Annotated in this window: 15 protein-coding genes; 5 read left to right on the plus strand and 10 right to left on the minus strand. The window is 37.4% G+C overall.

Translation table 11 applies throughout. The features are described from left to right. The first annotated feature begins 6 nt into the window (after positions 1 to 6). Positions 7 to 918: a hypothetical protein gene (locus ACGHIN_RS01415; protein WP_390450229.1), complete on the plus strand. Its 912-nt coding sequence runs from the start codon at positions 7 to 9 to the stop codon at positions 916 to 918. Here the strand turns inward: ACGHIN_RS01415 and ACGHIN_RS01420 are convergent, their stop codons facing one another. From ACGHIN_RS01420 to ACGHIN_RS01435, 4 genes are all read right to left on the minus strand, one after another. After that, positions 919 to 2,478: a helix-turn-helix domain-containing protein gene (locus ACGHIN_RS01420; protein ID WP_390450230.1), complete on the minus strand. Its 1,560-nt coding sequence runs from the start codon at positions 2,476 to 2,478 to the stop codon at positions 919 to 921. A 12-nt stretch (positions 2,479 to 2,490) separates the two neighbouring features. Further along, positions 2,491 to 3,105 carry a YdeI/OmpD-associated family protein gene (locus ACGHIN_RS01425; RefSeq protein ID WP_390450231.1) on the minus strand — a complete coding sequence of 205 codons (615 nt, stop codon included), beginning with the start codon at positions 3,103 to 3,105 and terminating at the stop codon, positions 2,491 to 2,493. Between the two features lie 3 nt (positions 3,106 to 3,108). Further along, the gene (locus ACGHIN_RS01430) at positions 3,109 to 4,248 is read right to left on the minus strand and encodes a serine hydrolase domain-containing protein (RefSeq protein ID WP_390450232.1); all 1,140 of its coding nucleotides are present in this window, start codon (positions 4,246 to 4,248) and stop codon (positions 3,109 to 3,111) included. An 83-nt stretch (positions 4,249 to 4,331) separates the two neighbouring features. Beyond that, positions 4,332 to 5,873 (minus strand): glycine--tRNA ligase, encoded by a 1,542-nt coding sequence (locus tag ACGHIN_RS01435; protein ID WP_390450233.1) that lies wholly within the window; start codon positions 5,871 to 5,873, stop codon positions 4,332 to 4,334. Between the two features lie 229 nt (positions 5,874 to 6,102). Between ACGHIN_RS01435 and ACGHIN_RS01440 the strand changes: the two genes are divergently transcribed. Beyond that, on the plus strand, positions 6,103 to 6,798 hold the full coding sequence (locus tag ACGHIN_RS01440; RefSeq protein WP_390450234.1) for a pseudouridine synthase: 696 nt from the start codon (positions 6,103 to 6,105) through the stop codon (positions 6,796 to 6,798). A gap of 71 nt (positions 6,799 to 6,869) precedes the next feature. Beyond that, a complete protein-coding gene (locus ACGHIN_RS01445) occupies positions 6,870 to 7,892 on the plus strand; it encodes a quinone-dependent dihydroorotate dehydrogenase (RefSeq protein WP_390450235.1) in 1,023 nt (340 codons plus the stop codon). Positions 7,893 to 8,079: 187 nt separating this feature from the next. Here ACGHIN_RS01445 and ACGHIN_RS01450 read toward each other — a convergent pair whose 3' ends face one another. Both ACGHIN_RS01450 and ACGHIN_RS01455 read right to left on the minus strand, forming a co-directional pair. Further along, positions 8,080 to 8,889 (minus strand): hypothetical protein, encoded by an 810-nt coding sequence (locus tag ACGHIN_RS01450; RefSeq protein WP_390450236.1) that lies wholly within the window; start codon positions 8,887 to 8,889, stop codon positions 8,080 to 8,082. A gap of 93 nt (positions 8,890 to 8,982) precedes the next feature. Next, entirely contained in the window at positions 8,983 to 10,227 is a 1,245-nt protein-coding gene (locus tag ACGHIN_RS01455) for a DUF445 domain-containing protein (protein WP_390450237.1), read from the minus strand. A 25-nt stretch (positions 10,228 to 10,252) separates the two neighbouring features. Here ACGHIN_RS01455 and msrB point away from each other — a divergent pair, with 25 nt between their 5' ends. Then, on the plus strand, positions 10,253 to 10,780 hold the full coding sequence (gene msrB, locus ACGHIN_RS01460) for a peptide-methionine (R)-S-oxide reductase MsrB (RefSeq protein ID WP_390450238.1): 528 nt from the start codon (positions 10,253 to 10,255) through the stop codon (positions 10,778 to 10,780). Between the two features lie 129 nt (positions 10,781 to 10,909). Beyond that, positions 10,910 to 11,668 carry a murein L,D-transpeptidase catalytic domain family protein gene (locus ACGHIN_RS01465; protein WP_390450239.1) on the plus strand — a complete coding sequence of 253 codons (759 nt, stop codon included), beginning with the start codon at positions 10,910 to 10,912 and terminating at the stop codon, positions 11,666 to 11,668. Positions 11,669 to 11,799: 131 nt separating this feature from the next. Here ACGHIN_RS01465 and fabF read toward each other — a convergent pair whose 3' ends face one another. The 4 genes from fabF to ACGHIN_RS01485 form a co-directional block, all read right to left on the minus strand. Further along, positions 11,800 to 13,041 (minus strand): beta-ketoacyl-ACP synthase II, encoded by a 1,242-nt coding sequence (gene fabF, locus ACGHIN_RS01470; RefSeq protein ID WP_390450240.1) that lies wholly within the window; start codon positions 13,039 to 13,041, stop codon positions 11,800 to 11,802. 84 nt (positions 13,042 to 13,125) lie between these two features. After that, entirely contained in the window at positions 13,126 to 13,551 is a 426-nt protein-coding gene (locus ACGHIN_RS01475) for a PaaI family thioesterase (protein WP_390450241.1), read from the minus strand. A gap of 11 nt (positions 13,552 to 13,562) precedes the next feature. Continuing rightward, entirely contained in the window at positions 13,563 to 14,831 is a 1,269-nt protein-coding gene (locus ACGHIN_RS01480) for an acetyl-CoA C-acetyltransferase (RefSeq protein ID WP_390450242.1), read from the minus strand. A 10-nt stretch (positions 14,832 to 14,841) separates the two neighbouring features. Continuing rightward, positions 14,842 to 15,447, minus strand: coding sequence for a TetR/AcrR family transcriptional regulator (locus tag ACGHIN_RS01485; RefSeq protein WP_390450243.1), 606 nt, complete (start codon positions 15,445 to 15,447; stop codon positions 14,842 to 14,844). Positions 15,448 to 15,527 lie beyond the last annotated feature (80 nt).

Below are 15,527 nucleotides of genomic sequence, written 5' to 3' on the forward strand. Positions count from 1 at the left end.
TAAATGATGAGAAAGAATATTTTTTTAATGATTACATTATTAAGCTTTACCCGTATGTTTTGTCAAATCGGAATTCAAACTCCTAATCCAAGAGGAATTCTGCATATTGACGGACAAAAGGATAATCCGGTAACGGGAACTACATTTACTCCTGCACAGCAAAGTAATGATATTATCGTTACGAATACAGGAAGAATAGGAGCAGGAACTCATTCTCCTGCTGTAAAAGTGGATGCAAGGAATTCAGGAAACGGAGCTATTGGCTTTGGACCCTCTACCTTAACTGCAACGGCAGCGGATGAAGGAGCGGTGCGATATAATAATGGAGTAGAATATTCCAATGGAAATGAATGGCTCCCACTACTTACGGCTCAGCCTGCAACCAATAAAGTAATTGTTATTGCTTCAAAAACCAATAATAATGTAAAACTGATCACTCCCGCAGCAGTCACAACGACAACAGGGCTGCAAAACCGCCAAAGTAATTATCTGGTAGGCTGGACGAAAACTTTTGAAAGCAATTCAGGAACTGGTTTCAATGCCACAACGGGAGTTTTTACAGCACCTCGTAACGGAGTATATATTGCTTCTTTTACCACAGATTTGTCTCCATTGGCTATTAATTATACTGTGGATGTATTAAACCCGATTCAGATTGAAGCGATTTGGCAATTGTATGACAATACGGCAGGTTTAACCGCTGCAAATATTGTGAACACAGTAAAGTGCGTCAATACCATGTCTTCCAACAGCATCGGGAATATTGATGCGGGAAGTAACTGCACCGCTTCTTTTTATATGACAGCCGGACAAAGATTGATGCCTTATATCTGGTTCAATTTGAATAATTCCGATGTGGCTAATTTTTCTTTGAACAATACAGGCGGCTATAACAACCTTACCATTGCAGAGCAGTGATCAGGAAATATCTTCTAATGCTTTTATAAAGGCAGAAGGGTGCATTCCTATGATCTTTTTGAATTCAAGGGAAAAGGCGCTGTGGGAGGAATATCCTGTGATCTCAGCAAGATGATTGATCTTGTATTTTCTGTATTGCGGATTACTTTTAAGATGATCAACAATATAGTTAATTCGTAAATGATTAATGTATTGGTTGAAGTTAAAATTCTTATGCTTTTTGATCACTGCAGAAAGGTATTTAGTATTTACATTCAGATCATTAGCCAAATTGTAACGTGAAATGTTTTTATTATTAAAATGAAGGCTTTCTTCGAAATTTTTCAAACCTTTTAGAATATTTTCCTCTGCTTCAGGGGAAATTTTTATATCGGAAAGCGGATTGTTTTCTTCGGATTTATTATCTTCCGTAGATTCCAGAGGATCTTCTTCGTAAGAAACCGGTGTAATTCCTTTCTGATAAATCTCAGCGACGATCTTCTTATGTTTTTTTCTGAGCTGGATGCTGTTGAAAACCACTATTCCTAAAATGATTGCTAAAGCGATACAGGCAATGATCAAACCTTTGGAAAGAGTATGGCTCTCCGTCAGCTTTTCATCAAAATGTTCGTCTTTAGTGGATAAAGTTTGGTTTACAGCCATTTTCTGGTTATAGGCTACGCTGTCCTTCAGCTCAAGATTTTGCAATCTGTATTTTTGAGAATTGTCCCTGTCGTTTAATTTTTCGTACGCTTTCTCTAAATTTTTGGTAATTTCTATCTTCTTCTCGTTAAAATCATATGTGCCGGCAATTTTTAAAGCTTTCTGAAAATAAGAAACTGCACTGTCCGGTTTGTTCTGCTCGGAAAATGAAAAACCTATATCGTGAAGGATATTGCATTTCAGGTAATGATTCTCATTCCCTACTAGAGCAAGCGCTTTTTTAAAAAAAACTTTGGACTGATCAAACTTTTTTACTTCGGAAAGGTTGTATCCCATATTGGTGTAGGCGGAAACCAGAAGTTCATTTCGTCTCGCAATATTGGATATTTTCTGAAACTCCCGGATGGCATTTTTAGAATAATATTCTTTTTTGCCATACTCATTCTGGTTGAGCAGAATTAAAAAAGAATTGTAAATCATTCCTTTCAGCTCATGTCCCTCATCCGTATTGTCATTTTTTACTTCTGATATTGCATTGTTCAAACTTTGAGAAGATTCTTTCAAAAGACCCAGTTTGGCATATTGGGTTCCCTGCATCCTGTAAGCAAGCGCTTTCCCGATCGCATAATCATTCTGCTCGGAAATGTTCAGAGCTTTTTCCGCAAAATCCAGGCTGCTTTTTGCATCCGATTTCAGATAGCTGTTGAATGATTTTAAATAATAGGCTTTCACCAGATATTTTGGCTGGTTTTCTTTTTGAGCAGCATCAATAATCTGATTCAGGACAATTTCCGAACTATCCGGACTTTTAGAGGATAATAGTCTCGCATACTTGTATTTTTCCTCAAAATTATAGGATTGAGAAAAAAGATACATCGAAATAAGGGAGAAGAAAACGGATAAAGCTTTTTTCTTCATTGGTGTTGTGTTTTATTTTTTTTCGTATTTCCAGTTCCGGCCTTTGCCTTCGGCAATCCATTCCAAAGATTGTTCCATTCTTTTGTTTCGGGTGGCTTCGGTTTTGGCATCTGTGATCCACATAATATATTCTTTTCTGAATGAAGGAGACTTGTTTTCAAAAACTTCTAAAGCCTTTTTATTTTGTTGTAAAGCTTCTTGAAAATAATCGGGAATTTCAGTTTCCGTTTTGCTGGGGGCTGCCTTTTTCATGGTTACTCCCATATCCGTTAATTCCATGGCTTCGAGAATTGCTTTTTTCAGTAGAAGTTTTGATGGAAGATCTTCCATTTTAGTGATTTTCCCCAGACTAAACATTGAACTCTTTTCGGCATTTGTTTCTAATTCCTTTATCATTTTCATTTCTCCATGCAGCCAGAATCCCATACTGCAATACTGTTTGAAAGAAGTAAGGGAACAAAGGATCTTTCCTTTATACATAAACGTCGGAAATTTCCACTTGATGGCTTCTTCTGCATCAGGACATACTTCATGAATTGTTTCTCGAAGGTAATGTAAGACCGGTTTAGCAAAATCCGGAGAATTTTCGATGTATTCATCAACTTTTGTGCTGTATTTTTCCATCATGTTTTAACTAAATAATTGAACGGTTTCGTTGACAAGGAATTTTACCTGATCCGGTCTTCCTCTGTCAGTTTTAGGGAGATTGTTATAGCTTCCTGTTCTCACAATCACCATTTTATGGTCAGGAATCATAATGATATACTGTCCCTGAAGTCCCAGGAAATAATAGTGTTTAACAGGGTTATCATTATTAATCCAGAAACCCATCCCGTAAATCTCTTTGGATTTTTGAGTGGGCGTTTTCATTTGTTCGATAAAGTTGGGGTTTAAAATTTGTTCGTTACCAACTTTTCCGTCATCTAAAAATAACTGTCCGAGCTTCGCAAAATCCCTGCTGTTGGAGTGGATGCAACAATAGGTTTTTTCCATTCCGTTTTCGTCGGTACTCCATTCTGCGTCCTGCTCCATACCTAATGGAATCCAGAATTTTTCTGATAAATAACCAGCCAAAGACTGTCCTGTCGCTTTTTTTACTGCAAAACCCAATAATTGTGTAGAACCGCTTTGATATTCAAACCTGGTTCCCGGCTCTTCTTTGAATTTGCGTGAAAAGGTAGCTTTCATCAGATTTCTTCCATAATAGGCTTTGGCGTTAGGAAGAAACGGGTTCTTATAATCTTCATCCCAGTCTAAACCGGCTTCCATTTGTGCGAGGTTTTTCAAGGTCAGGCTTTTCCCGAATTCTTTGTTTGAAAATTCTTCAAAATACTCAGAAAAATTTTCATCAATATTATTAATTTTTCCTTCCTCTAAAGCTTTGCCCAACAACATAACGGTAACCGCTTTTGCCATAGAAAAGGAATTGGTTTTCGAAAGCTTAGTATAGCCGTTCCAATATTGTTCATGAACCAATTTTCCATCTTTAACGACCAAAAAAGAAGCGGTATTGGAACGAATCAAGTCATCAACTAAATTTTTAGGTAATTCGATTGTGTTATAGTCCGGAGACTCTTTCCAGGATTTGGGTGTTCGGGTAGCAATTTTATTGCTGGAAAAATATTTTCCGTCATCAATATTGGCACTTAGTTTTCCTTTTAAATACGTTTTGGAAATTCCATTGAAAAGGTACCCATATCCGAAAACATACATGAGGATAACGAGAACGATAAGAACAATCAGAAAGCTTTGTAAAACGATTAGCCACATAATGTTTCAGAATAAATTAGATCAAAAACAAATCTATTTAAAAAAAGTGTATAAAAAAAGCCTTGATTTCTCAAGGCTTTATTCTATATTTTCGAAAGTATATTTCTGAAGTTGGTCTTCTCATCAATGATTCTTCTCAGCTCAGAAACAGGGACTCTTTCCTGAACCATTGTGTCTCTGTCTCTAAGAGTTACTGTATTGTCATTCAATGAGTCATGGTCAATCGTAATACAATAAGGTGTACCAATGGCATCCTGTCTTCTGTAACGTTTACCAATACTGTCTTTTTCTTCATAAATCAGGTTGAAATCATACTTGAGATCATTGAAGATTTTTTCTGCGTATTCATCTAATCCATCTCTCTTTAACAATGGAAGAATAGCAGCCTTCACAGGAGCTAAAGCAGGAGGAAGTGACAATACTGTTCTCTCTGAGCCGTCTTCCAATACTTCATCTTTCAGGCAGTGAGAGAATAAGGCTAAGAATAATCTGTCTAAACCTACCGATGTTTCTACAACATAAGGAACATAGCTTTCATTTCTTTCAGGATCGAAGAACTGTAATTTTCTTCCTGAGTATTTTTCGTGAGCTTTTAAGTCAAAGTCTGTTCTAGAGTGGATACCTTCCAATTCTTTAAATCCAAATGGGAAGTTGAATTCAATATCAGCAGCAGCATTAGCATAATGCGCTAATTTCTCATGATCATGGAATCTGTAATTTTCATCTCCCAATCCAAGAGCAAGATGCCATTTTAAACGGGTTTCCTTCCATTTTTCATAGAACTCAAGCTCTGTTCCCGGAGCTACAAAAAACTGCATTTCCATTTGCTCGAATTCACGCATTCTGAAGATAAATTGTCTTGCAACGATCTCATTTCTGAACGCTTTTCCGATCTGTGCGATACCGAAAGGAAGCTTATGACGCGAAGTTTTCTGAACATTCAGAAAGTTCACGAAGATACCTTGTGCTGTTTCCGGTCTTAAATAAAGATCCATTGCGCTGTCGGCAGAAGCTCCTAATTTAGTTCCGAACATCAGGTTGAACTGTCTCACATCCGTCCAGTTTTTGGAACCGGTATCCGGATCAGCAATTTCAAGCTCTTCGATTAAAGCTTTTACGTTCGCAAGGTCCTCATTTTCTAAAGATTTAGCAAGTCTTGAAAGAATGGCTTCTCTTTTAGCTCTGTATTCCAACATTTTTGGATTCGTGGCAATAAACTGATCTTTATCAAAAGCATCACCGAATCTTTTGGCTGCTTTTTCAATTTCTTTTTTCTCTTTATCTTCAATTTTAGCACAATAATCTTCCACCAAAACGTCTGCTCTGAAACGTTTTTTAGAATCTTTATTGTCAATAAGAGGATCATTGAAAGCGTCTACGTGGCCTGAAGCTTTCCAGGTTGTAGGATGCATAAGGATCGCCGAATCAATACCCACAATATTTTCGTTAAGCTGTACCATCGCTTTCCACCAGTATTGTTTGATATTATTTTTTAGTTCGGCACCGTTCTGTCCATAGTCATAAACAGCGGATAAACCATCGTAGATCTCACTGGAAGGGAAAATAAAACCATATTCCTTAGCGTGAGAAATCACTTTCTTGAAAACATCTTCTTGCTTTGCCATAATTTTTTTACGTCTGAATTTGCAAAAATAGTGAAAAAGCGGGAAGTAGGAAGATGAAGAAGGAAGTTTTTGTGTATAAGAAAATTAGGAGCCGGGAACCTGCTTTCACTGCTCGCTTTTTCCGGGATTAGGCTGCGGCGGCTCCGCCGCCGCAGCCTAATCCCGGAAAAAGAATTCAACCATGCCACTCAATCAGAGCTAATCAGTTTAAAATTTCTACTTTTGTCCCATGTTAGAAATTCTTTATCGGGATGAGTATCTTATTGCCATTAACAAGCCTAGCGGATTATTGGTTCATAAATCTTTTTATTCAGGAGAAGCCGATACTTATGCGATTCAGGAGTTGAGAAATCAAATTGGGCAGAAAGTTTACCCTGTTCATCGATTAGATCGAAAAACTTCGGGTGTTTTGCTGTTCACTTTAGATAAAGAAACATTGAGAACGATGAGCGATCAGTTTGCCTCACGGGAAGTCGAAAAAAAATACATCGCCATTCTTCGTGGTTGGACAAAGGAAGAGGAAACCATCGATTATGACTTAGTTAATGAAAATGAAGTCAGGCAAAATGCAATTACCTATTATCGCCGTTTACAGACGTCGGAAATAGAGTTACCCTTTTTAAAACATCAGACTTCCAGATATTGTCTGGTTGAAACCATTCCTGAAACGGGACGGTTTCATCAGTTAAGAAAGCACTTTAAACACATTTTACATCCGATTTTAGGTTGCCGGAAACATGGATGCAATAAACAAAATAAGTTGTGGCTTCAAACATTTGGCATCAACAAAATGACGCTTCATGCTCATCAATTGATTTTTAATCATCCTGTTACTCATGAAAAAATAATTCTCAATGCTTCCATTGATGATGAATTCAAAAGAGTCGCGGATATTTTAAACCTTGATGTAAGTTCTTATATATAACTCTATTTTCGTGCGGTCGCTAAGTTTACACTCTCAATTAAAATAGTTATCTTTGTACTCCAAAAAAAGGCATGTACAAAAACCTGATCCGTCCCATTCTTTTTAAATTCGATCCGGAAGAAGTTCACTATTTTACTTTTTCAATGCTTAAAAATTTCTCCTTTTTCACGAAGCTTTTTCTTCCGAAACCGATAGAAGATAAAAGGCTGGAAAGAGAAGTGTTCGGATTGAAGTTTAAAAACCCGGTGGGCTTGGCTGCCGGTTTTGATAAAAATGCAATGCTTTACAATGAATTGTCGGATCTTGGTTTTGGGTTCATAGAAATTGGAACGTTAACTCCGAAAGCCCAGCCAGGAAATGATAAAAAGAGACTTTTCCGTTTAATGGAAGACTCTGCAATCATCAACAGAATGGGTTTCAATAATGATGGAGTGGATGCAGCCGTAGAGCGCCTTAAGAAAAATAAAAATGTACTGATCGGCGGAAACATCGGAAAAAATAAAGTAACTCCGAATGAAGAAGCCGTAAACGATTATAAAATCTGTTTTGAAAAGCTTTTCCCTTACGTAGATTACTTTGTAGTGAATGTGAGTTCACCGAATACCCCCAATTTACGTGAGCTTCAGGATAAAGAACCTTTAACCCAGCTTTTAGGGACTTTACAGCAGATGAATACTGAAAAAGCGAACCCTAAACCCATTCTTCTGAAAATTGCTCCGGATTTAACGGATGAACAGCTTTTAGATATCATCGATATTGTAAAGGAAACTAAAATCGCAGGGGTAATTGCTACGAATACCACACTTTCGCGTGAAGGTTTAGTTTCAGAAAATAAATCTGAAATGGGTGGACTTTCCGGAAAACCTTTAACAAAGAGATCTACGGAAGTGATCCGTTTTCTTTCTGAAAAAAGTAACAGAGCTTTTCCGATTATTGGAGTCGGAGGAATTCATTCAGCAAAAGATGCCATTGAAAAACTGGATGCGGGTGCAAGTTTAGTTCAGTTATATACAGGATTTATCTATGAAGGCCCTGAATTGATTAACGAGATCAACAAAGAGCTTTTAAAAAGAGCAAGCCGGTTGCCGAGATAATTGAAAATATGTAAAGAGAGTCAAAATGACTCTCTTTTTTATTTAACTTAAGTCTAGAACGTTGCTACGTCAGTTCGAGTAATTTTTTGAAATGAAATGAAGAAAATATATCGAGAACTTTCAAAACCTAATTTCTCGATACGATTTCTTCAAAATATACTCGAAATGACGACAGTTCAAGCTCAGATTACTTAGATTTTACAACAGATGCATTCTTCATATCTACAGTTAGGGTATAAGCAGGAGAAGTCGTAGTTTTTTTGATATTGAATTTTATTACTTTCGGATCTTTGGTTTTTGTCTCCGTAGTTTCATAAATATTGGTCAGGCAGCTTTCCGTAAGAAATTCTTCAAATCTCTTGTAGTTCCAGTCTTTGGTAAAATAAAGCACTCTGTAGCCTTTTTCACCGTCACTGGCGCCGCACATCCCGCAAAAATTAAAATTGGATGCCCTTTCAAAATATAAAAGAACCCTGTTCCCGGTATTGTCGGATTTGTAGGAAATGAGCTCATTTCCTCCATAACGGTCAATTACATCATACGTATTGATTTTCTTATTATGGGGAAGAATAAGATAATTGTTGTACCGGTAGATCATATTGTTCTTGGTAGAAAGCTTAGCGGAATGCATTTTACTTTTTAGGTAGAAATGACCTGTAATTTCATTGCTTTCATTATGGCTTGTAAAATCCAGGATTTCTTTAGGTTTCAGAGTTTTTGCGATACTGTCCACTTTTTCAATCGTACGGATAGAGGTAATTTTACCTTGGAATGTTTTGAAAACCTGCTTTTGTTTACCACCGAAATGATAGAGATTTAAATTACCATGATCATAAATGCCTGACAAAGGGATTTTTTTCTGGTACTTATCATAATAGTACCATCCGTCCACAAAATGCTGATACTGGTTACAATCAACAATTCCTGCATAATTTAATTGCATGGTAACCGGCATTCCTGCTATTTCTCCTTTGAATATCTGAGAAGAATCGGTCACGCTTTTGAGCTCGACTTTCTGGCAGAGAAAAAAAAAAGAATAGAGTAGAAGTAAAAAAGTAAAAGTTTTTTTCATGGTTTGGTAAGGTGAGTTTTATATGAAGAAATGGGCAACCGTATAGATAATTAAACCGACTAATCCACCCACTAATGTTCCGTTGACCCGGATAAATTGCAGGTCTTTCCCAACTTCAAGCTCAAATTTTTCACTAAGTTCTTTTCCTTTCCAGTTTCCTACGGTGGAACTGATGAGGTTTCCAAACTGATGGGTGTTTTTCAGGATATATTTGTAAGCGGTAACACGTACCCAATGATCAATTTTGTTCTGAAGATTTTCATCTGTTTTCAGGTTTTGTGAAAACTCATTCAGGTTTTTGGAAATATAGTTCTTCAGCGCCGATTGTTCTTCCTGAAGCTCTTTCATCAAGGTTTTTTTGATCGAAATCCAGATGTCATTAGAATATTCTTCTAGTTTTTCATTTTTCAGCAAATCATTTTTGATGTTTTGAAATTCTTCATTCCATTTCGGATCTTCTTTCAGATCAGTGGAAAACTCATGGATTTTTTTGGTAATTAAAGCCCGGATTTCATGTTCCGGATCTTCTTCGATCTCTTTAAAAAAATCAGATAAACCGGAAGCAATTTTTTCGGCAATTTTATTATCTACAAATTTGGGAATGAAGGTATAGCTTCCTTCACTTACCCTGTTTTTGATCATTTCATCATTTTCAAGAACATAATCTTTAATTTGCCTTGCAAGATTGGTGATAATTCTTTGATGATCATTTTTTTCCAGAAGATAATTGATTCCGTTTCCGATGATTTTATTAAGCTTAATGTCATCCGTCATTTCCGAAACCTTTTTGCTGATAAAATGGCTTACGGTAGAATCATCCAGTTTATTGAGAATATCCAATACGATATCTGAAAGGTTTTTAATTAAAATGTCCTGGTTTTTTTCTTTGGCGAGCCATTCCCCTACAAAGTTGGAGACTCTCAGCTTTTGAATATAAGGTCGGATATTTTGAGGGGAAAGGAAATTATTGACCACAAAACTTCCCAGGTTGTCACCCAGTCTCTGTTTGCTGTTTTCAATGAGATTGGTATGGGGAATAGGCAGTCCCAACGGATGCCGGAATAATGCGGTAACAGCAAACCAGTCTGCCAAAGCACCTACCATTGCCGCTTCCGAAAAAGCGCGAACATAGCCTATCCAGTGTGAATCATTTGTTTTCTGGAGGATAGTCATGACAATAAAAATAATGGCCATCAGTACAAATAACCCCGTGGCGAAAGATTTATATTTCCTTAGCTGTATTCTTTTAGCTTCATCATTCATATTCTCAAATTTAGTAAATTTGGTTATGAAATTTTTGATTTCAATAGTATTATTCACATTTCTGCAAACTTGCTCACAGACCAATCAACCCATCAAAACCTCATCTATGGAAAATAAAGATGCAAAAAACAATCCATACTATTCAAGAACAGATACAGCCCAGCTAAAAATTTCCAATGAAGAATGGAAAAAGATTCTTGCTCCGGATTTATATGCAATAGCCAGAGAAGCTGCTACAGAAAGAGCGTTTACCGGAAAATATAATGAATTTGATGAGGTTGGAGAGTATTATTGTGCTGTCTGTGGCAACCATCTGTTCCGTTCCACTTCCAAATTTTCCAGCAGCTGTGGCTGGCCGAGCTTTTTTGAAGCAGATAAGGAAGGCGTATATTATGAAAGAGATCTTACCTACGGAATGGATAGAGTAGAAGTACTTTGTAAAAGATGCGATTCTCATTTGGGACATGTTTTTGATGACGGTCCGAAGCCTACAGGATTAAGGTATTGTATGAATTCTATAAGCCTTGAGTTTGTCCCGGATCCACAAAAATAATGCTGTTTAATTCACGAAATCAGGAAGTTAAAGTTTCTTAAATTGAGTTAAACTTTGTAGGGTTATTGGCTTCAGTTATTATGTAATTTATAAATTTGCTCCGCTTAATTGAATTTAACATAATAGTGAATGAAGGGATTATATAGTGTATTAGGTGTTGTATACATGGTTACGACGTCGTTTTACCTTGCTCCAAAAAAGGAATTAACGGCGAAAGAAAATATCAGCACCACAAAGATTGAAAGATTAGTAGCAGACACGAAATCTGAGAAGACAAACAGTGTATCTTCTGCAGAAGAATTGTACCACTCGATTGCATTTGAGCCCAACCACGAGCTGAATTACGAAGTTTTCTCAAAGGCATTGACGGGATTTGAAAATTTAAAGAAGGCAGGATTGCTGAACAATGACTCGCATTTATTAACCATTTGCGATTTTTCTATGTCTTCCAACACGAAAAGGCTTTGGGTAATTGACCTGAATGATAAAAAAGTATTATTCAACTCATTAGTAGCTCACGGAAAAAATACAGGCGAAGAGTTTGCGACGAATTTTTCAAACACGGAAAGTTCGTTGCAGAGCAGCTTAGGATTTTATATCACGGATGCTACGTATAATGGAGATAACGGATTTTCTTTAAGATTGTTGGGAATGGATAAAGGATTTAATGATGCAGCGTACAGAAGAGCAATCGTAATGCACGGAGCAGATTATGTAAGTGATGAGTTTGCAGCGGCACATAAAAGAATCGGGAGAAGTTGGGGTTGTCCTGCTGTGCCGAGAGATCTTACACAGCCGATCATTAATACGATCAAAGGAAGAAACCTTCTTTTCATCTATTATCCTGATCAGAATTATCTTTCCAAATCGGAGTGGTTAAAAGCTTAAAAATCAAAAGCGGTCCAATTGGACTGCTTTTTTATTTAAATAGTATTTTTTTGTTATTCTGATGAAGGAAGAATCTCTTACACTTTAATCAGACACAAACATCTGCGTCATCAGCTCAATCAGAGAGAAATTTATTTGAACTTCTTGAAAATCAGAGATGCATTATGTCCTCCAAAACCAAAAGCATTACTCAGTGCAAAATTGATCTCTTTCTCTTTCGCTTCTCCAAAAACAATATTCACTTCCTTCGGAATATTTTCATCAATATGTTCCACATTGATCGTTGGCGGAATAATCCCGGTCTGAATCGCTTTAATGGAAAGAATCGCTTCTGCTGCGCCTGCTGCCCCTAATAAATGCCCCGTCATGGATTTGGTAGCACTGATGTCAAGATTTTTACTTCCCTTGAATACATTGTTAATTGCTTTTAATTCAATCAGATCTCCAATCGGAGTTGAGGTCGCATGAGGATTTAAATAATCAATGGCTTCTGCATTTATTCCCGCTTCTTTTAGGGCTAACTGCATGGATTTGATTGCTCCAATGCCATCCGGGTGCGGCGCTGTCATGTGATATGCATCGGCGGTCATTGCTGTTCCTACTAATTCTGCATAAATTTTGGCACCTCTGGCTTTTGCATGTTCATATTCTTCCAAGACCAAAGCTCCTGCACCTTCACCCATGACAAAACCGTCTCTGTTGGCATCATAAGGACGGCTTGCCGTTTTGAAATCATCATTTCTTGTGGACATTGCTTTCATAATCGAAAAACCTCCCACGGAAGCAGGGGTAATAGCTGCTTCTGATCCTCCGCTAATGATTACTTTTGCTTTTCCAAGACGGATATAATTGAAAGCATCCATTAAAGCTGTATTTCCGGTAGCACAGGCAGAAACCGTGGTGTAATTGATTCCCTGGAGCCCATATTTCATCGAGATCATTCCTGAAGCCATATTGGCAATGAATTTAGGCACAAAGAACGGATTAAAACGGGGAGTTCCGTCTCCTTTTGAAAAATCCATGACCTCGCTTTCAAAAGTCCACATTCCGCCCTGTCCGGTTCCCCAGATCACTCCGGTGTCAAAAGGGTCCATATTTTCCAGCTCCAATCCGGAATCCTGGATCGCTTCTGCGGATGAATATAGAGCGTATTGAGTGAAAAGATCACTTCTTTTGATTTCATTATGATTTAAATGGATTTTAGGATCAAAGTCTTTTACCTCGCAGGCAAAATGAACTTTGAATTTCTCTGTATCGAAGTGTTGAATCAGATTCGCTCCGCTTTGTCCGTTGATACTGTTTTGCCAAAAATCTTCTACGTTATTTCCCAAAGGTGTTACTGCACCTAATCCTGTTATGACAACTCTTTTCATATGTGGATGTTAAATTTTAAGGTCATATGCAATCACTATTACTGTTTTGTCTGTCAGAACAATCTGGTAATGGTGATTTCATACTTAGTTATTAATTTTAAATAAATTGGAGGTTCCTCTTGCAATTAACCTGGTTTTGTCTGCATTCCAGATTTCGCACTGGGCATTTACAAATTGTTTTCCTCTTTTTATAATTTTGGTTTCAGCTACAATAATATCATTTTCTTTTGCAGCTGAAAAATAATCGATCACATTATTGATGGTGGTGATGAATGAATTTTCATTTAAAGAAAACATGGTAGCTCCGATAATGTCATCAATAATAGCGGCAGTTACACCTCCATGAAGATTTCCGATCGGGTTCAGCCATTCCGGCCTTACGGTATATTGAAATTCCACATGGCCTTCTTCTGCGGAAATGACAATAGGATTCAGCCATTTCATGAACGGAGAAGGAGACTGATCAAATTCCTTTCCTATAAATTGTTGTAGTTGTGCTAATCTGTCCATACTTTCAATGTTTATTTTTCTAAAATCATGGTTACTCCCTGTCCTCTTGCGGCACAAATGGAAATAAATCCTTTTCCGCTTCCTTTTTCGTTGAGCAATTTGGCTAGAGTTCCGATGATTCTTCCTCCTGTTGCGGCGAAAGGGTGAGCTACGGCAAGACTTCCGCCTTTTACGTTTAATTTATCCCTGTCAATTTTCCCCAAAGCTTTTTCAAGTCCGAATTTTTTAGCCAGATCATCGTTTTCCCAGATTTTGATGGTGGCTAAAACCTGTGCAGCGAACGCTTCATGAATTTCATAGTAATCGAAATCTTCAAGATTCATTCCTGCTTTTTTTAACATTCTATCCGCTGCAAAAACAGGAGCTAAAAGTAAATTGTGTTTGTTTTCAACATATTCAATTCCTGCAACTTCCGAAAAAGTAATATAGGCTAAAATGGGTAAATTATTGGCTTTGGCCCACTCCTCACTGGCTAATAATACCGCAGAAGCACCATCTGTAAACGGAGTGGAATTTCCGGCGGTCAATGTCCCGTTCTGTTTATCAAAAGCAGGTTTTAATGAAGCCAATTTTTCCAGGCTAGTATCACGGCGAAGATTATTGTCTGTATCTAAGCCAAAAGCTGGAGAGATCATATCATCAAAGAAACCTTCATCGTATGCTTTTGCCATATTCTGATGGCTCTTTAAAGCCAGTTGATCCTGTTCTTCACGGGAGATCTGGTAATATTTGGCTGTAATTTCTGTATGCTCTCCCATAACCAGACCTGTTTTTGGTTCCTGGCCTTTGTAAGGAATTGGCATCCAGTCTTTCAGCTTGGGACTTAATAATTGTTTTAGTTTACCAAAAGCTGATTTTTCTTTATTGGCTTTTAATAATGCCTTTCTCAATCTTGGAGAAGACTCAAAAGGGATATTGCTCATCGCTTCAACACCGCAGGCGATTCCGCTTTCAATTTGTCCTAAAGCAATTTTATTTCCGATATAAACGGCTGCTTCAATTCCTGTGTCACATGCCTGCTGAAGATCACAGGCCGGAGTAGCCGGATCTAGTGAGGTATTCATTACCGATTCTCTGATGAGGTTGCTTTCGGAAATATGTTTAATTACGGCGCCACCCGCAACTTCTCCAAGAAGTTTTCCTTTCAGGTGGTAACGATCGATAAGGCCGTTTAATGCAGCAATCAATAATTCCTGGTTTCCCTGGTCAGCATAAGCGGTGTTGATTCTGGCAAACGGAATTCTGTTGTATCCTACGATGGCCACTTTTTTTGTTTCCATAGATTAAAATTTATGATGGAATAAGGGTAAGTTCATGATCAATAATGCTAAGAATACGGTCTAAAGCGAGATGCAGATATTTTTCATCTTCTGTGGTTTTGGAAAGTAAAATACCTCCTTCAATGAGCATAATGAATAATGAAGCGTATTCTTCCGCATTGAGTTTTGGATTAAGCTCTTTACTTTTTTGACCTGCTGAAATAACGGCGGCAATCTTTTTTGTCCATTCCTCAAACGATTTCTTAACCTGGTTTTTCAGAATAGGAAAATTATCATCAGCTTCAGTGGCGGCATTCATTAATGGACATCCTCCATTAAGGAAAACGGCTTTCCAGTTTTTTCTGTAAAAAGCAACAAAAGCATATAGTTTGTCCAATGTTGTTGGAAATTCATCCCCGAATGAGTGGGCCATATTTTTACCCAATACCCCAGAGTTATACTTGTAAACTTCAACGGCTACTTCATCTTTGTTTTCAAAATTCCCGTAAATGCTTCCTTTAGTTAATCCTGTTGCCTGCGTAATGTCTGAAAGTGACGTAGCCAGATAACCTTTGGTATTGAACAAGGATGCGGTTTTCTCAATAATGAGCTGTTTTGTTTTTTCTGCTTTTGACATTCTCAATAGAATATGATGCAAATATACAAATAAATATACCGATCGGTATATTTTATGTTAAAATAAATCTGAGCTGGTAC

It is taken from the genome of Chryseobacterium barbadense, from assembly GCF_042849955.1.
Taxonomy (GTDB): Bacteria; Bacteroidota; Bacteroidia; order Flavobacteriales; family Weeksellaceae; genus Chryseobacterium.